Raw genomic sequence first — 17,718 nt, 5'->3', positions numbered from 1 at the left:
CTCTATCGTTGGGTTGGCAGGGGCGGTTGGGGCCAGGCGGCGATGCGGTAGCGGGTCTCCCACGGCGCGTCCGGGGTGATGGCGATGCCGAGCCGGTCCGCCAGCGGGTGATCGGCCGGCGCCGTCGCGACACGGCCCAGGTCGAACAGGCTGTTCACGGGTTCGGCACCCAGCGCCAGGTGGTTGCTCATCCAGGGGAAGTGGATGCGGCCACCGTTGCTCACCCAGAGCAGCAGGTCGGGCAGTTGCGCCGTGTCCCACCACAGGCCGACGCAGGCGTCGTAATCGAGGTAATGCAGGGCGAACGGCGCGGCGCCGTCCCGGCCGCCGATCGCGCGCACCTGCAACAGCTCCTCGGCCGGTGCGGCGAACGGGAGGTGCGCGAGGTCGATGGGACCGTCGACGCCGGCCAGGCTGTCCAGCGATGCCGAGCGCGTGTCGGACAACAGCCGCGACACGGCGCCCGCCGGCTGGGCGGGATAGCTGTGGATGCCGTCGTGCGGCCCGAGCACCACGCGCACGCGTCCCGCCGCCGGCGGCAGGCGGAAGGTCGGATGCAGGCCGGCGGGCACGCGCGCCGGACGGCGGGCCCACACGCGCAGGGTGATGTCGACGGCCGGGGCGTGCGGGTCGGCCGCGATCTCCCGTTCGATATGCTCGATCGGCGAGCCGGGCGGATAATCGATGGCCAGGTGGATGCGCTGTCCGGTCGCGGACACACAGCGCCAATGGTGGTTCGCCGCATACCCGTGGTTCCACGCATCCTCGGGCGCGCGCGTGCCCCAGCCGGCGGGCAGGCCTGACGGCGCCTCCGTGCAGCCGAACGGCAGGCATGGCCACTCGCCGCGCAGGCGGCGCATGAGGCCCGGCAGGCTGCCGGCGCGCGTCATGCCGGCCCAGGGTGCCACGTGCATGATTTCCAGTTCGCGCTCGTCGCCGATGCGCAGGCTCAAGGGACCGAGCATCCCGCCCAGCGACTGCACGTCCGCGCTGCCGTGGTCCCAGGTCAGACGCCAGCTGCCGCTCATGCGGACCTCCCCGCGTCAACGCCGTACATCGAACACTCCGGCGCGTGCGGCCTCGATCTGGTCTGCCCGGGCGAGGTTGAAGTCGCCCGAGATCGCATGTTTCATGGCGGCGGCGGCCAGCGCGAATCCGGCCACGTCCGCGGGGGCCATGCCGGTCTGCAGGCCATGCAGGACGCCGGCCGCGAAGGCGTCGCCGGTCCCGATGCGGTCGACGATGCCGGACAGCCGGTAGCTGCCGCCCGTCACGGAAGCCGCGCGCGTGTGCAGGACGGCCGACAGCTCGTGTTCGTCCACGCTGTGCTGCGCGCGGCGCGTCCAGGCCAGCAGGTCCAGGTGCGGGAACGCGGCGAACGCGACCCGCGCCGCTTCCGGTTCGCGCGCCGGATCCGCCAGTTCGGGGCGGTCCAGGACGAGGGCGATGTCGCGCGGGCCGGCGAACAGCACATCCGCCATGCGCATGGCTTCCAGCAGCAGCGGCGCGCCGTCCTGGCCGCGCTCGGCCCATAAGGTCGACCGGTAATTGCCGTCGAACGCGACGCGCACGCCGCCGGCGCGGGCCGTCCGCATCGCCGCGAGCACGGCCTGGGCAGGACCGTCGCCGACGGCCGGGGAGATGCCCGACACGTGCAGCCACCCGGCGCCGTCCAGCAGCGCGGGCCAGTCGTACAGGCCAGGGTTGGCCAGCGCGTATGCGGAGCCGGCGCGGTCGTAGATGATTTCGGAGGGGCGCACCACCGCGCCCGGCGTGATGAAATACAGGCCCATGCGGCCGGGGCGCAGGCGGATGCCGGCCGTGTCGACGCCGTGCGCGCGCAGGCTGTCGAGTGCCGCGCGGCCCAGGGAATTGTCCGGCAGGACGCTGACCATGGCAGTGCGGTGGCCGAGCAGCGCCAGCGATACTGCGACGTTCGCTTCCGCGCCGCCCGTGCACGCGTCCAGCGCCGGCGTCTGCAGCAGCATGCGGCCCGGCGGGGCGGCGAGGCGCAGCAGGATCTCGCCGAAGCACACGATGCGGCCCGCCATGTCGGGACGGACGCTCATCGGGCGAGCCAGCCGCCGTCCACCGGCAGAACGATGCCGTGGACGTAGTCGCTGGCGCGGCTGGCCAGGAACACGGCGGCGCCGGCCAGGTCGCCCGGCTGCCCCCAGCGGCCGGCGGGAATGCGCGCAAGGATGGCCGGTTCGCGCACCGGGTCCGCGCGCAGGGCCGCCGTATTGTTCGTGTCGAAGTAGCCGGGTGCGATGGCGTTGACGTTGATGCCTTGCGCGGCCCATTCGTTGGCCAGGGCCCGCGTCAGGCCCGCGACGGCGCTCTTGCTTGCCGTGTAGGCCGGCACGCGGATGCCGCCCTGGAACGACAACAAAGACGCGATGTTGACGATCTTGCCGCCGCCGTGCTGCGCCATATGGCGCGCCGCGGCCTGCGCCAGGAAGAAGACGGACTTCAGGTTGGTGTCGATGACGGCGTCCCAGTCCGCCTCGTCGACGTCGAGACTGTCGGCGCGGCGGATGATGCCGGCATTGTTGACGACGATGTCGAGCCGGCCGTTGAGGGCGACCGCGGCATCGACGACGTCGCGCACGGGTGCCGTGGACGACAGGTCCGCACGCACGTCGAGGAAGCGGCGGCCGAGCGCGCGGACTTGCGCGGCCGTGTCTTCGGCGGGGCTGCGCCCGGCGACGACGATGTCGGCGCCGGCTGCGGCCAGCGCGATGGCGATGCCCTGGCCCAGGCCCGTGTTGGCACCCGTGACGAGCGCCGTGCGGCCGGCGAGGTTGAACAGGTCGAGCATGGAATCCCCTTATTTCAGCTGGCAGATGTCGAGGACTTTCATGTCCGTGTAGTCCAGGTTCTCGCCGCCCATCGCCCAGATGAAGGCATAGTTCGCCGTGCCGGACCCCATGTGGATCGACCAGGGCGGGGACACGACGGCCTGCTCGTTGGCCACGACGATGTGGCGCGCCGAGTCGGGGGCGCCCATGAAGTGGAACACGCGCTGGTCATCCTGCAGGTCGAAGTAGAAATACACCTCGGAGCGGCGCTCGTGCACGTGCGGCGGCATCGTGTTCCAGACGCTGCCCGTCTTGAGGATCGTGAGACCCAGCAGCAGCTGGGCCGACTTGCACACGCCGGGGATGACGTACTGGTAGATCGTGCGTTCGTTCGATGTCTCCGGGCTGCCGCGCTCCAGCGGAATCGCCTGGGCGTGCGTGATCTTGACGAGTTCGCAGCGGACGTGGGCGGGCGTCGACGCGAGGTAGAAACGGGCCGGATCGGCCGCGTCCAGCGATTCGAAGACCACGTCGGCGCTGCCCATCGGGACGTACAGGCCGTCGCGCGGGGCCAGCTCGAACGCCTGGCCGTCGACGGTGACACGGCCCGTGCCGCCGGACACGTTGATGATGCCCAGCTCGCGCCGTGCCAGGAACGGCTGGCCGGCGGCGGAGGCAGGCTCGGTGTGCGCGGGCAGGGCCAGCGGACCGGCGACGGGTGCGGCCCCGCCGATGACGAAGCGCTCGTCGTGGCAATAGTTCAGCGTGACGGCGTCCGGCGCGAACATCTTGTCGAGCAGGTAGCGCTGGCGCAGCTGGTCGTTGCTCGCGCCGTTCATCATGTCGGGGTGGGTTGCGTAGTACGTCTTTTCGAACATGGGTGTCTCCTCGTTCCCTGTATGGCGGTTATCGATAACAATCATATCAGGGTATTTCAAAAAGTAAAACCCCGCGGCAGGCCGGCCGGCACAAAAAAAAATGACCCGCCCCGACGAGGTCGAGGCGGGCCGAATACGGGTCTGGAACGTACCCGCAAGGAGATCGCCATACCGGCACGAACCGGCTATGCCCGAGCGTACAGCGCAAGTTAACGATAACAAAAGTTGTCGTCGCGATCAACAGATTTCGATGGGGTCGGGTTTTTTCCACGCCATGCTGCGTTTTTCGGGCGGCGCAACACGCTCGGGTAACGATAACAAAATTTCATCCGTTTAGTTGTTCTCGTGTTACGATCGCCAGCGCTATCGATAACACAACAGTCAAAGGAGGAGGCAGTGTCGTCGACGGCACCCATGAACTGGTTAGCAAACATATAAGGACAATCATGTATAACCATTCGCATCAAAGGTGGAATGCGTTGCGCGGCAACGCAAAAGGAAAGATGGTGACACTGGCACTGGCGTCCGCGCTGGTGCTCGTGGGGAGCGGCGCCAGGGCCGTGACCTTCGTCGCCACGCCGATGGCCCAGCCGGTCGTGAGCAGCACCGGCTTCCGCCATCCGGGAGTGGGCTTCACGCCGGAGCAGCTGGAATACGTGCGCCAGCAGATCCGTGCCGACGTCGAGCCCTACAAGTCGTACTACAACGTGCTCGCGAACGTGTGCTGCAACTACGCGAACATCAATTTGCAGCCCACGAACCGCGACGCCACGAAGGTCGATACGCCGAACACGCCGAACTACAGCAGTTCGACGGCGCAGACGCGCATGATCAACGATTCGCAGGGCGCGCTGACGCAGGCGATCCTGTACTACGTCACGGGCCGCAACGAGTACCGGCGCAACGCGATGCGCATCCTGCGCACGTGGAGCAACATGAACCCGAACGGGTATGCCTATTTTCCGGACGCGCACATCCACAACGGCGTGCCGCTGTCGCGCATGCTGATGGCCGCCGAGATCATGCGCTACACGCCGGCCGATCCGACCTATGCGGATTATCCGCTCGCGTGGACCGACACCGACACGCAGAAGCTGAAGGACAACCTGATCGACCCGATGGAGCGCACCTTCTTCTCCAGTAACGAGCGGTTCAGGAACCAGCAGCAGTATTCGCTCGTCGGCAGGATCGCCGGGGCGATCTTCACCGACAACCGGTCGCGCTACGACGAGTCGGTCGAATGGCTGACCGTCAACGCCACGTCGACGCGCCAGGACATCAACGGCGCGATCATGTCGGCGATCGCGCGGATCGACGCCGACAACCCGATCAACAAGACCGGCAAGACGTTCTACGAGGTGGAAGAGATGTCGCGCGACGGCGCGCACGCGGGCGATAACGTCGATATCCTCGGCGGCCTGCTGCGCCTCGTGACCGCGCAGGGCACGAAGGTCGATCCGTTCACGGGCAAACCGTCGACCGGCAGCGACGCCGTGAACGTATACCGGTTCGGCGACAACCGCCTGCTGCGTGGCGCGAACGCGTACGCCGAGTACATGCTCGGCTACGATACGCCCTGGGCCGACACGACCGGAGGCACGTCGGGCATCTCGCCCGCCTACCGCGGCCGCCTGTACGAGGTCGACGCGATCGCCGAGATCTACAACACGTACAAATACGTCGAAGGGGTGGACGTCGATGCCGAGGCGCCTTATCTGGCGACGGCCGCGGCGCACGCGAACGGTCCGGCCATCCCGTGGGGACCGGCGACGCCCAACAACAAGGACATGGGCCCGACCGCGATCTTCACGTTGCCGCGGGCGCTCACCGGCGTGCCGCTGCCCGCCGGTACGCCCGGCATCCTGGAGACCGAGCGCAAATCCATCTTCCTCGACGGCGGCTGGACCATGCAGACGGAGGGCGAACGCACGTTCGGCCATGGCAGCGTGACGCCGGCCGGCGCCACGATCGTCTTCCACGACGTGCAGTATGCGGACCGCTCGAAGTATGCGCCGGTCGGCATCATGGTCCGCACCAGCGCACCGGTGACCCTGTCGGCGAGCGCCAGCCGCGACGCCACGCCGTGGTCGGTCATGACGGTGCCGGACACGCACGGCCAGTGGCGCTACATCGTGCCCGACACGTCGGCCGCAGCCATCGGCGGCCGCTGGCTCGGCGACAACATCATGTTCTTCAAATTCTCCGGCCCCGAGGGTGCGACGGTGGACGTGGACTACGTCAACATGTCGGCGCCGTCGCAACTGACGCCGCCGCGCTTCGCCATGCCCGTGTTCCCCGTGACGGAGATCGTCGTCCAGGGCATGCCTTACCGCGCGAGCTATGCCGCGACGGACGCCAACACGGCCGACAGCGTCGCGTACGAGGCCGTCAGGCTGCCGGCCGGTGCGACGGTGAACACGTCCAGCGGCGCGTTCGACTGGACGCCCGCGCCGGCCCAGGTCGGGGTGCACGACATCGTCGTGGCCGCGACCGACGGCGTCGCGATCAGCACGATGACGGCACGGCTGAACGTGCAACCGGACCGCGCGTCCGCGTTCCAGACCGCGCTCGACGGCTACGATCCGGCCGCCGCGTACACGACGCCGTCGCTGGCCGCCTTCAAGGCGGAGCTGGCGCCGCTGCAGCAGCAGATGGGCACCGTGTCCGATGCCGATTTTCCGGCCTTGCTGAAGGCCGTGCAGGCGGCCGTGCGCAAGCTGGAACTGGTCAATCCCCGCGTCGCGTCCGACGGCAGCCTGGACTGGAGCAGGAACATGGTGACGACCATCGGCTTCGGCGCCGACCGTCCGGCCCTGCTGGTCGACAATAACTACAACAGTTATTCCGGCGACCTGCGTGCCCCGATCACCATCGACTTCGGCGAGAACTACCGTGTGGCCGTCGGCGCCTTCGGCATCCAGGCCCGCTACATGTTCGGCAACCGCTCGCAGGGCGCCAACGTGTACGGGTCGAACGACAACGTGAACTGGACGCTGCTCACCAGCCGCGAGACGACGGACACGGGCGGCCGCAACTTCGAGATGGAAGTCATCCCCGTGGTGCCCGGCCAGGAGACGCAGCAGTACCGCTACTTCATGGCCCGCGTGGACCATCCGGGACCGCCGACGGATCCGGCGTATCCGGGCATTTCGTCGTACGGCGAATTCCACTTCTACGGGACGCGCTACGACCTGCTGGCGCCCGTGGACCTGACCGGCAATGTGAAGATTGCGCGTTCCGGCCTGACGATGAACCGTTTCACCCAGAAGTACACGGGCACGGTGACGTTCACGAACACGGGCGGCACGGCCCTCAAGGGACCGCTGCAGTTCCGCCTTGTCGGGCTGACGAACGGCGTCGCGCTCGACAACGCGACGGGCGTGAAGGACGGCGTGCCCTACGTGACGCTGGGCGAGGCGGAACTGGCGCCGGGCCAGACGGCGACCGTGACCACGACGTTCTCGAACCCGGCCAGGGCCGCGATTGCCTATACCCCGCAACTGTACAAGGCTAACTACTAGGAGACGAATGATGAAGTCCATCACACACCGCGCGGCCCGGCTGCTGGCCGCAACCTGGATGTGCCTGTGCGCCGGCGCGGCGCTGGCCGTGCCGGTCCACCACGTCGACATCGACACGTCCACGCTGGGCACGGGCACCGCTTACCTCGGTTTCACGTTCCTGAGCGTCGGCGGCGCCACCGCGGCCAGCGCGTCCGTGACGAACCTGGCCGCCGACCTGCTGGGCACGCCCGTCGCGACGGGCTCCGTGACAGGCGGCCCGCCGGGCGCGCTGGCGTTCGCGAGCGATGCGGGCGGCGGCGACTGGTTCCAGGCGATCCGGCTGGGCGGCCACGTCGGCTTCGACGTGAGCTTCCTGTTCGGCGACGGCAGCGACGGCAGCACATTCGGCTGGTCGCTGTTCGACGACACGCACTACCTCGGCGTCGACGGCGACCTGGGCAGCATCGCCCTCCATCCCGACGCGGCGCCGGACGGGCGCCTGACCGTCACGCCGGACAATGCGTTCAGTGCCGTGCGTGCCGTGCCGGAGCCGTCCACGCTGTTGCTGGTGGTGCTGGCCGGCTGCGTGCTGGCGGCCGTGCGGCGTCGGCCGGTGTAACCGTCCACGGTGGCACGCCGCCGGGCGCAGCCACCGTCATCGGGTCCGGGCGACCATCCCGGGCCCGGTATGCCGCTGCTACCGCCCGCCGGTCTTGCCGCTGCTGCCGGCCGGCGTCGGCGGACTGCCGAGCACCTTGCGCAGGGCGTCGGCCTGGGCATTGGTCTCCGTGCTGTCGATCGCCTGCAGCGCCGTCATCGGCTTGCCGTAATAGGCCTCGGTCAGGCGCTGGTTGTAGCGCACGTCGTTGATGCCCACCGTGGCCGCGTTGCCGAACAGGCCCTTGCTGCCGGACCACGCGACGACGTCGCCTGCCGTGGAGCCCTGGGCCATGCGCGCGAAGTTGACGACGGTGAGGCCGGCGTCGGCGCTGAGCGAGAAGTTGTTACGGTTGCGGAAGCTGTCCACGGCTTTCTGGTTCAGCAGCACGAGGGCGATCGGCCCGCCTTCCACGCCGGCCTGGAGTCCGATGCTGAGGCCGCCGGTGTCGAAGAACACCGGGTTGCCCCAGGAACCGTCCGCGCGCCGGGCCATCAGCACGCCCGCGCCGCCGGCACCGCCGACGCCGAGCGCGGCCCGTCCGTAGGTGGGCACGATGAAGACGCCGCGCGCGCGGCCCAGCAGCGCCGGCATCCCGGTGTCGTTGGTCATCGTATGCACGACGCCGACGGCGTCGCTGACGTGCTTGACGGCGGTCTGCTGGCGCCGCGTGGCGGAGTCGCTGTCAGTGGCGCGCGACGCCTGGGAAGACTGCGCGGTGGCGACAGGCAGTGCGAAGGCGAGCATCAGCAGGGCGGCGGCGCCCAGCAGGGCTTGCCTAAGGATGGACCGGCGCCGGGCCGCGGACGGCGGCGTGGTCGTGCGTGGCATCACGTGCATCATGATGTTCTCCTCGGTTCGGCCGAACGGATCGGCGATGAAGGTGGAGAATAGGAGTGCACCCGGATGCGGGTTTGACATGTATCAGTCGTGCGCCGGTGGTTATCATGGGCCCATGGTCTATCACACACTCGCCACCGTGGTGCTGGTAGTGCACCTGGGCTTCATCCTGTTCGTCGCGGGCGGCGCGCTGCTCGTCGTGCGCCGGCGCCGCCTGTTGCCGTTGCACCTGGCCGCCGTCATATGGGGCATCGGGATCGAGGCCACCGGGGCGGCATGTCCGCTGACCGGGCTCGAGAACCACCTGCGCATGCTGGCCGGGGCGGCCGGCTACGCGGGCGGCTTCGTCGACCATTACCTCGTCGGACTCATCTACCCGGCCGGTCTCACGCGGACCATGCAATGGGGGCTGGCGGCGGCCGTGCTGGCGCTGAACGTCGTGCTGTACGCGCGCATCGTGCGCGGCGCGCGCTGATCGGGCTTGCGCCCGACTGGCCGGCATGAGATCGTAGATGGCCAAGACAGGAGAGAACATGCCGACAGCCATGAAGACACCCGGTCCCGACCATCCGATCAGCATCGCGCCGGCGCCCGGCCACGTCACGGTGCGCGCCGGCGGTGCCGTGATCGCCAGCAGCGGCCGCGCGCTCGCGCTGCGCGAGGCGGATTATCCGCCCGTGCTGTACATCCCGCGCGAGGACGTGGCCATGGACCGCCTGCAGCGCACCGACCGGCACACGTATTGTCCGTACAAGGGCGACTGTTCCTATTTCTCGATCGCGGGGGCAGGGCCGCGCGGCGAGAACGCGGTGTGGAGCTACGAGGCGCCATACCCGGCCGTGGAGGCAATTCGCGAACACGTGGCGTTCTATCCCGACCGCGTCGATGCGATCGAGACCCGCTGAAGCCGGCGGCGCGACGCGATGAGCAGCGGGCCGTTCGACGAGTTCACGCTGACGGGGCGTGCGCGCACGCATGTCCAGCAGTATGGGCAGACGCCAGGGCAACCGCCGGGGCAGCCCCGCTTTGCGGCCCGGCCCGAGGTCGCGGCGGCCTTCCTCGCGATGCGCGCCGCGGCCGCGCATGACGGCATCGACATGCTGCCGATCGCATCGTGGCGGCCGTTCGACGCCCAGGCCCGCAACTGGAACCGCAAGTTTTCCGGGCAGGCAACGCTGTACGATTGCCAGGGCAGGTCACGCGACTTCGAGGCGCTGGCGCCGCCGGAGATTGTCCGCGCGATCCTCGACTGGACCGGGTTGCCGGGTGCGACGCGGCGTCACTGGGGCACGGATATCGACGTGTTCGACCGCGCCGCGCACCCGCCCGGCTACCGCGCGAAGCTGTTGCCGGACGAGGCCGGGCCGGACGGCGTGTACGCGCGCCTGCACGCCTGGCTCGACGTGCATGCGGCGCGTTTCGGATTCTTCCGCCCGTATCGGACGCGGCGCCGCGGCATGTGCCCGGAGCCGTGGCATCTGAGCCATGCGGCCTCGGCACAGGCGGCGCTGGCGGCCATCGACATCGACATGGTGGCGCGCGCAGTCCGGGGGAGCGACCTGCTCGGCCGCGACCTCGTGCTGGACATATTGCCGGACATTTTCCGCGACCACGTGCTGGACGTGGACGACCCGGTACCGGCGCGTTAGTCGGCGGCCTGGCCGCCTGTGCGGCCGAGGCGGTGCACGCCGCCGGCGTCGGCGCGGTCCGTGCGCCCGGGCGGCGGCGTCAGGTGCAGCGTGGTGCGGGCCAGCGCGTCCATGCGCACGCCGAGCGGACGCCGCATCGGACCCGGTTCCAGGCGGGTGGCGAACATCCACAGCACGGGGTAATCCAGCGTCGTGGGCACGACCACGTTCAGGATCATCGCGAGCTGCCAGTCGGCGCACTGGAGGTCGTCGATCGCGATGAGGAGGGGCTGGTTGGCCGCGCGGTGCTGGACCAGCGCGCACAGGGCGGCCGTCTGCAGCAGCTGGGTGGCCGGCAGGGGCCATTCAGGCGCGGCGTCGATGAGGCCGACGCAGGCATCGACATGGACCGGCGACACGCCCAGCGCGGCGCAGCGGGACCGCACGAGGTCGGCCAGCGGGACGGCGTCGGTGCCGGCGTCGGCCTGCAGGCCGAGCAGGGCGAGCATCAGGCCGGCGGCCGTGTGGCTGTCCGGTGCGCCGTCGAGCACGACGCAGGTGTAGCCGCGTGCCCGGGCGTCGCGGGCGCCGAAGGACAGCAGGTGCGATTTGCCGGACCCGGCCACGCCCTGCATGTCGATGATCCGCCCGCGGCCGGCCACGTGGACCGCATCGATGACGGCACGGCATTGCAGGCGCTCGACGTCCGACATGTCCGGCAGGTCCGGCACGCGGCGCGCGAGCGTTGCCTGGCGGGTCGGCTCCGCGTCGATCAGGGTCTCGACGCCGATGCCGTAGAACGCGGCCAGGTGGCGCACGGTGCGGTAGGGCACGGGCTTGCCGGATTCGGCGCGCTTGATGGCGGCGCGGGTGAGGCATAGCCTTCGTTCCTGGAATTGTTCGGACAGTGCCTCGCGTCCGCCGCGGCGCTGGCGCAGGGCTTTCAGGCTGTGCACGTCGAGCATGACGCGGGCGTCAAAGGGCTGGATGGGCGAGGAAGCGAGGTTGAATGTCATGGCACGTCCGGGAAAAGGCACCGCCCCGATGGCGGCGATACTCCTATTGCAAACGCCGTGCCATGACGAAATCCTGGGCAAACGCGCCCGATTCCGGCCCGGCGAGAGTTTCTGCGTGTAAAATTGCCATGTTTTTTACATGTAAAGCGACAACGTAGACGTTCCGCGCATGCTCGACTCCACCGAATACACCCAGACTTTGCAGCTGTCCGCGCAGGGCATGCCCGGACGGCCGCTGCTGGCGCTGACGATCCTCTGGCATCCCGATCCGGCGCGCATCGGCGAACAATTCGTCGGCGATCCCGGCACGCTGGAAGTGAACCGCTATGCGCCCCTGTTCTATCGTCCTGGCCAGGCGGGCCTGCCGCTGGGCCACGGCACGATCTCGCGCGATCCCGTGCGGATCGTGAAAGAGACCGGCGGAGAAGGCGTCGTCGTGCACTTCCCGGCGACCCGCATGCCGGTCGAGCTGAACGGCCGGGCCGCGACGGGGCCGATCCGGTTCGATGCGGCCGACGTCGCGCGCGGCCAGGTGCTGACCCTGGGCCGCGCCGTCGTCCTGTGCCTGCACTGGATGGAATGCCTGCCCAAGCACAACCCGGTGCCGGGGCTCGTGGGCGTGGGCGCGGCGGCGATCGCGCTGCGCGACCAGATCCGCATGGTGGCCCCGACGGACATCCCCGTCCTGCTGCTGGGCGAAACGGGGACCGGCAAGGAAATCGCGGCGCGCGCGATCCACGCGCTGGGCCAGCGTGCCCAGACGCGGCTGGTCGCCGTCAACATGGCGGCACTGAACGAATCGCTGGCGGCCGCCGAGCTGTTCGGCGCGGCGCGCGGCGCGTACACGGGGGCGCAGGAGCGCAAGGGGCTGTTCGCGGAAGCGGACGGCGGGACCCTGTTCCTCGACGAGATCGGCAATGCGCCGGCCAGCGTGCAGCCGATGCTGCTGCGCGTGCTGGAAGGCGGCGACTACCGGCCATTGGGCGCGAGCCAGGACCGCAAGACGACGGCACGCCTGATCGCGGCCACGGACCAGGACCTCGACACGGCCGCGTTCAACCAGGCCCTGCTGCGCCGCCTGGAAGGGTTCGCGCTCCAGCTGCCGCCGCTGCGCGCGCGGCGCGAAGACATCGGCGTGCTGATCGTGCACCTGCTGCAGGCGCATGGCGCGCAGCCCGTGCTGCCGCTGGAGCTGGTGGTCGAAATCGCGTGCTACGACTGGCCCGGCAATATCCGCCAGCTGGGCCACACGCTGCGCCGTGCCGCGCTGCTCGTGCAGCACGGCGGCACGCCGCAGCTCGAACAACTGGTGCGCCTGACGCCGGCCCCGGCCGGCAGCGCGGCGCGCCTCGTACCGGCCGCGGAAGCACCGCCCGCGCCGGCACCGGACACGCCGCGCCGCAAGCCGTCCGACATCACGGATGCCGAGGTGCTGCAGGCGATGGCCGGCAACGAGTGGAACATCCAGGCCGCGGCGCGCGATCTCGGCATCTCGCGGCCGACGATGTACAAGCTGCTCGATGCCCACCGCGAGATCCGCTGGGCGGAGCGGATTCCCGCCGACGAGATCGAACGGGCGCTGGCCGCGTGTGCCGGCGACGTCGGGCGCTGCGCGGTACTGCTCAAGACGCCGACGGAGTCGTTGCGGCGGGAGGTGCGGCGCCTGGCGCTGGAGCGCGTGGCGCCGACGTAGACCAGCGGATCAGTCGTCCGTCGGGACGGTGCCGACATCCATTTCCGGATCCGGCAGATAATAGAACGAACTGGTCCCGTCGCTATTGCGGGTGGAGAACGAGATCGTGAAACCCCACAGGCCCGATTGCTGACCGACGTTGAGGGTCGAGTGCACCTTGAGGTTGACACGGTTGCCTTCGCTGAACGGGGAACTGCCGTGGGCACGACCGTTCATCTGACCACTGATCAACACACACTCCGCGATGTCGTCGGGACCTTCGAACTGGAACGCGACCTTGTCGCCTGGCAGGACCGTGAACTGGTCGCCGTCTTTCTGGGGAACACCGTCCAGACTCCATGTGGCCAGGGTCTGGTCCTTGACGTAGGTGACGAGTACTTGGTGAGTTGGTTGCGGCATGATCTTCCTTTCAGTTGAACAGCGATCGGTGGGTGAGTCGAATCAATCGGCGTGATAATCGGGATCGCGGCGCAGCGCGACCAGGTCGGGTTCGGCTTCCACGTACTTGACCGGATAGCCCAGGCGCAGCGCCGCCGCGATCGCCGCGAGGGCGCGCTTGCGGTCGCCGAGCAGTTCATAGGCGAGACCGGCGCGGAACTGGACGTCGGCCGACGCCGGTGCCAGCGCCAGGGCGCGCGTCAACAATGCCGGCGCCTCATCCTTGTGGCCTGACCGGACGGCGTACAATCCCATGCGCGAGACGAGCACGACGTCGTTGGGAGAACGCTCGAGCCGGTCGGCAAGCAGGCGACGCGCCTTTTCGTATGCCTGCCGGGCCTCGTCGCCGCGACCGGGGATCCACAACAGCGTATCGGCCAGGTTCGCCCAGTTCTGGTAGGAGCCGGGTGCGCCGCGGGTAGGCGAGACGGCGTTTTCGAACGCGTCGGCCGCGCCCACATACTCGCCGCGCAGGAAGAGGATGTTGCCGAGGTTGGTGTACAGGGTCGCGCTCGGACGCACCTCCAAGCCCTGTTGCAGTACGCGTAACGCCTCGTCGGCGCGGTTCTGGCGCATCAGGACGGCGCTCAGGTTGGCGTAGGATCGTACCGCGTCCGGTTGCAGCACAATGCTGTGGCGAAAAGCCTGTTCGGCCGCCTTCAGGTCGGATTGCTCGTAGTACACCGTACCAAGTGCATCCGAGAAAACACGTTCGCGGGGAAAGCGGCGCGCCGCCTCGGCGATGGCTGCCTGCGCTTCGGCATAGCGTCGTGCGTGGCGCAGGGCCTCGGTCTTGCCCCACCAGGCGAAGAAGTTGGAGGGATCGAGGCGCAGGGCACGTTCGTAAGCCGCGAGCGCGTCTTCGCGCCGGCCCTGCGTATCGCGCACCCAGCCCTGGGCGATATGACTCAGCGCCAGCTGATCGTTCAGTTTCATTGCCTGCTGCGCGCCCGCATCGCCCCTGCGCAGCCATGTTTCGTCCGTGCGGTCGCTGATGTAGCGGAGTGTACTGATGATCGACTTTCCGGCTACCGCAGCGGCGCTGTCCGGGTTGTGTTTCAGGATACGGTCGAAGCGCGCTTCGGCCTTGTCGAGATTGTCCGGCACATCGACCTGCTTGAGTGCAGCCAGACCCTGCTCCATCTCGATCGCTTCGGAATAGGGTGCGAAGGCCCGGGTGAGCGCGTCCATCCGCGGTGCCATCTGCCACCACAGCCCGCCGACGAGCGCGATGCCGAGTGCGGCTGCGGCACCGATGCGCACGGCCCGGCGCGGCGCGGCAGGTGCGGAAGCGGCGACGGGCGCGCGCGGCGCGCCGGCGTCCGTCTTGCCGGTCAGTTCCGCAATCCGCCTGGCCACCTCGGCCATGCTGTCCACGCGCTGTTCGGGCTGCCGCGCCGTCATCGCCCGGATCAGCGCAATGAGCGGTGTGTCCAGGCGGTCCGGATAATCCCACCCGTCCGACGACGTCTGGACCAGGGCCGCGGCCAGCGCCAGCCCATGCAGCGTGGCGAACGGCCGCTTGCCGCACACGAGTTCGTACAAAATGACGCCCAGCGCGTACACGTCCGCGCGCGGGTCGGGCGTCGCGCCCTGCAGCCGTTCGGGGGCCATGTAGGCGATCGTGCCTTGCGGATCGGTCTGGCCGTTGGCCGCGACCTCGCCCAGCGAGACGGTCTCGGTGGCGAGCGCGTCCTGGCGCAGCGCGAGGCCGAAGTCGAGGATGCGCATGCGCCCGTCGGGTTCCACCATCAGGTTCGACGGCTTGATATCGCCGTGAACGAGGCCCGACGCGTGGGCGTCGCGCATCGCGTCCGCCACCTGGCTGATCCAGTCGAGCGAGATCGGCAGCGCGACCCGCAGTTCGGCCGACTCCTCCTGCAGGATCTGTTTTAACGTACGGCCATGCACCAGTTCCATGACGATGAACTGGCCGGCGCCATCCTCTTCGACAGCGTGCACCTTGACGAACGCGGGATGACGCAGCGACGCGGCCAGGCGCGCTTCGCGTACCAGGTCCGTGCCCGTCGTGCCGCCATGGCGGATGGCCTTGATCGCGACGCTGCGGTGCAGGCGCGTGTCCCAGGCTTCGTGGACCTCGCCGAAACCGCCTTCGCCGAGGCGGGCGCGCAGTTCGTAATGCCCGGACTGCCCGCGCCGCGGCGGCTGGTCGGATGTCCTGCTCGCTTCAGGAAGAGTGGTTGCCGCCATGACCGTAAATATATGATGTACGGCAACATTATAGCGATAAAGCAACTCTGGGGCGGGAAAATCGTGACCAGCGAGATAAGACGTGACGTGAATGCAACTCAGGTCCGCGGCGCCCGCTCCGGCGCCACGAACGCCAGCGCTTCCTCGAACGAGCGCAGCACGATGTCGACATGTTCCTCGACCGTCGGCTGGGGCACGGTCGACTGGTCGAACGGCAATCTCACCGTCGCCAGCAGCGCGTCCGGCAGGTGGGTACGCAGCTCCGTGACGGCATTCAGCCAGTCGCCCAGCCGGTCTTCCACGGGATAGGGCACGATCACGGTGGAGATCAGCTCCGCCTTTTCCGGACCAGGCCGGTCAGCCGCGCCCAGCAGGGTGCTGCGCGCATCGATATCGGCGTCGCGCAGGGCAGAAACGAGCAGCTCGGCGAGCAATTCATCCCGTTCCGCCGCCAGCGCCGCGCACAGCACGACGGAGTGCGCGGGCACGTCCAGCGACCCCTGCCAGCGGCCCTGGCGGGTTTCGCGCATCTGGCGCAGGTAGGCGCCCAGGTTGGCGTCGAGCAGCGAGACGTCGCGCCGTCGCCGCGTGCGTGCGGGCGCGCGGCCTTCCGGGTTCAGCGTCGCCGCCACGCGGCCCATGGCGGCGCGCATGGTTTCCATCTGGCCCGCGTCGATACGGCCCGCGCGCATGTCGGCGCCGGCCAGGGCCAGGCCAGGCAGCAGCACCTTGTCGCAATAGCGCGCGAAGCTGGCGCGACGCAGGTAGGCGTGGGCGTCGCGCACGATCGTGTCGCTGTCGGCCGTGAGCAGGCGCTGATATAAACGTTGGGCACCCGAGACGTTGGGGGCGTCGCCGAGCAGGATCGTCACCGGTTCCAGCCCGCGCACGTGGCGGCCGGCCACGACGAAGCACAGCGTCAACGGGGTCGACAGCAGCAGGCCCACCGGCCCCCACATCGCGCCCCAGAACACGGCCGAGACGATCACGGCGAGCGGAGAGAGGCCCGAGCTGTGGCCGTAGACCTTCGGTTCGACGACGTTCGCGACGAACAGTTCCAGCGCCACGAACAGGGCGATGCAGGACAGGGCCAGCTGCCAGCCCGGATCGATGGCGGCGACGAACACGGCGATCACCGCGCCCGCCGCCATCACGCCGATGTAAGGCACGAAGCGCAACAAGCCAGACAGCGCGCCCCACAGGCCCGCGTGCGGCACGCCGGCGAGCCACAGCAGAACGCCGATCAGGGTGCCGAAGGTCACGTTGACGGTGAATTGCGACAGGAAGAAGCGCGACACGCCCTGGGCCGCGTCACCGAGGGTACGGATCGTGCGGTTGATCTCCGTCTGGCCGGCGAGCCGGATCAGGCGGTCGCGCAGCGATTCGTGTTCGAGCGAGATGAAGACGAGCAGCACGAGCACGAGGCCGGCCTCGCCCAGCGGACCGAAGGCCATCGCGAACAGGCGCGTGAGCGAGTCGCGCGTCGTCAGGCGCGGCTGGCGGATCTCCACCGGCAGCGGCTGCGTGGGGCTGACGGTCACCGTATTCATGCCGCGCCGGCTGCTGACGGTGCCGCTCTGCTGCGCCTGCGGCTGCACGGCGCTGATCTCGGCCTCGATGCGGGCGAACGGCCGCTCCGCCAGTTCGCGCACCGCCGCGACCTTGGTGCGGATCGCGGCGCGGTATTTCGGCAGGTCGCCCGTGACGGCGACGAGCTGGAACGCGAGGACGATGCCGAGGCCGACGACGCACGTGCCCACCATCAGCACGGACAGCATCGTCGCGGGCATCTGGCCCAGGCCGATGCGCCGCAGGGTGCGGATCAGCGGGGCGATGACGAGGCTGAGGATGACCGCCAGCGCGAGCGGTTCGAGGACGTCGCGCCCGAAATACAGCAGACCGAGAACGCAGCAGGCGGTGACGATCGAACTGGAGGTCAGGTGCTTGAACAGAGTGGATTCGCGCATTCGCGGCCGGCTGCGGGGATGGCGGCCATCCCGTAAAGGTAAAACCGCCAATGTAGCAAAAAACGTGGCCGGCAATCAAATTTCT

General features: G+C 69.0%; 15 protein-coding genes. 6 read left to right on the top strand and 9 right to left on the bottom strand.

All coding sequences use genetic code 11. From position 1 onward, the window contains the following. Positions 1–2 precede the first annotated feature (2 nt). Genes P0M04_RS27350 through kduI form a run of 4 tightly spaced genes read right to left on the bottom strand, consistent with a single transcriptional unit; the run spans position 3 to position 3,679 of the window. Complete coding sequence (locus tag P0M04_RS27350) at positions 3–1,028, bottom strand: aldose epimerase family protein (RefSeq protein WP_259451191.1); 1,026 nt, start codon at positions 1,026–1,028, stop codon at positions 3–5. 15 nt (positions 1,029–1,043) lie between these two features. Further along, on the bottom strand, positions 1,044–2,069 hold the full coding sequence (locus tag P0M04_RS27345) for a sugar kinase (protein WP_259451192.1): 1,026 nt from the start codon (positions 2,067–2,069) through the stop codon (positions 1,044–1,046). Next, positions 2,066–2,821 carry a 2-dehydro-3-deoxy-D-gluconate 5-dehydrogenase KduD gene (kduD, locus tag P0M04_RS27340; protein WP_259451193.1) on the bottom strand — a complete coding sequence of 252 codons (756 nt, stop codon included), beginning with the start codon at positions 2,819–2,821 and terminating at the stop codon, positions 2,066–2,068. Before kduD ends, P0M04_RS27345 begins: the two co-directional genes overlap by 4 nt. A 9-nt stretch (positions 2,822–2,830) precedes the next feature. Then, positions 2,831–3,679, bottom strand: a complete 849-nt coding sequence (kduI, locus tag P0M04_RS27335) for a 5-dehydro-4-deoxy-D-glucuronate isomerase (protein WP_259451194.1) — start codon at positions 3,677–3,679, stop codon at positions 2,831–2,833. Between the two features lie 503 nt (positions 3,680–4,182). Here kduI and P0M04_RS27330 point away from each other — a divergent pair. Beyond that, positions 4,183–7,200: a putative Ig domain-containing protein gene (locus P0M04_RS27330; protein ID WP_259451195.1), complete on the top strand. Its 3,018-nt coding sequence runs from the start codon at positions 4,183–4,185 to the stop codon at positions 7,198–7,200. 10 nt (positions 7,201–7,210) lie between these two features. Next, positions 7,211–7,801 (top strand): NF038129 family PEP-CTERM protein, encoded by a 591-nt coding sequence (locus P0M04_RS27325; protein WP_259451196.1) that lies wholly within the window; start codon positions 7,211–7,213, stop codon positions 7,799–7,801. Between the two features lie 78 nt (positions 7,802–7,879). Here P0M04_RS27325 and P0M04_RS27320 read toward each other — a convergent pair whose 3' ends face one another. Then, positions 7,880–8,683: a lipid-binding SYLF domain-containing protein gene (locus P0M04_RS27320; protein WP_259451197.1), complete on the bottom strand. Its 804-nt coding sequence runs from the start codon at positions 8,681–8,683 to the stop codon at positions 7,880–7,882. Positions 8,684–8,795: 112 nt separating this feature from the next. Here P0M04_RS27320 and P0M04_RS27315 point away from each other — a divergent pair, with 112 nt between their 5' ends. From P0M04_RS27315 to P0M04_RS27305, 3 genes are read left to right on the top strand one after another with little or no spacing between them, the layout of a single operon-like run. Continuing rightward, on the top strand, positions 8,796–9,155 hold the full coding sequence (locus tag P0M04_RS27315; RefSeq protein ID WP_259451198.1) for a DUF2784 domain-containing protein: 360 nt from the start codon (positions 8,796–8,798) through the stop codon (positions 9,153–9,155). A 58-nt stretch (positions 9,156–9,213) separates the two neighbouring features. Next, positions 9,214–9,585 carry a DUF427 domain-containing protein gene (locus P0M04_RS27310; RefSeq protein WP_259451199.1) on the top strand — a complete coding sequence of 124 codons (372 nt, stop codon included), beginning with the start codon at positions 9,214–9,216 and terminating at the stop codon, positions 9,583–9,585. Between the two features lie 18 nt (positions 9,586–9,603). Beyond that, positions 9,604–10,329 (top strand): M15 family metallopeptidase, encoded by a 726-nt coding sequence (locus P0M04_RS27305; protein ID WP_259451200.1) that lies wholly within the window; start codon positions 9,604–9,606, stop codon positions 10,327–10,329. Here the strand turns inward: P0M04_RS27305 and P0M04_RS27300 are convergent. Further along, positions 10,326–11,324: an ATP-binding protein gene (locus P0M04_RS27300; RefSeq protein WP_259451201.1), complete on the bottom strand. Its 999-nt coding sequence runs from the start codon at positions 11,322–11,324 to the stop codon at positions 10,326–10,328. The two genes, P0M04_RS27305 and P0M04_RS27300, sit on opposite strands and share 4 nt — an antisense overlap. A gap of 169 nt (positions 11,325–11,493) precedes the next feature. Here P0M04_RS27300 and P0M04_RS27295 point away from each other — a divergent pair, with 169 nt between their 5' ends. Beyond that, positions 11,494–13,017, top strand: coding sequence for a sigma 54-interacting transcriptional regulator (locus P0M04_RS27295; RefSeq protein ID WP_259451202.1), 1,524 nt, complete (start codon positions 11,494–11,496; stop codon positions 13,015–13,017). A gap of 9 nt (positions 13,018–13,026) precedes the next feature. Here the strand turns inward: P0M04_RS27295 and P0M04_RS27290 are convergent, their stop codons facing one another. From P0M04_RS27290 to P0M04_RS27280, 3 genes are read right to left on the bottom strand one after another with little or no spacing between them, the layout of a single operon-like run. Further along, entirely contained in the window at positions 13,027–13,416 is a 390-nt protein-coding gene (locus P0M04_RS27290) for a hypothetical protein (RefSeq protein WP_259451203.1), read from the bottom strand. 42 nt (positions 13,417–13,458) lie between these two features. Next, on the bottom strand, positions 13,459–15,759 hold the full coding sequence (locus tag P0M04_RS27285) for a serine/threonine-protein kinase (RefSeq protein WP_259451228.1): 2,301 nt from the start codon (positions 15,757–15,759) through the stop codon (positions 13,459–13,461). A 5-nt stretch (positions 15,760–15,764) separates the two neighbouring features. Next, complete coding sequence (locus P0M04_RS27280; RefSeq protein ID WP_259451204.1) at positions 15,765–17,633, bottom strand: AI-2E family transporter; 1,869 nt, start codon at positions 17,631–17,633, stop codon at positions 15,765–15,767. Positions 17,634–17,718 lie beyond the last annotated feature (85 nt).

The organism is Telluria mixta, from assembly GCF_029223865.1.
Classification (GTDB): domain Bacteria; phylum Pseudomonadota; class Gammaproteobacteria; order Burkholderiales; family Burkholderiaceae_D; genus Telluria; species Telluria mixta.
This window is presented reverse-complemented; position numbering and strand designations above follow the sequence as displayed.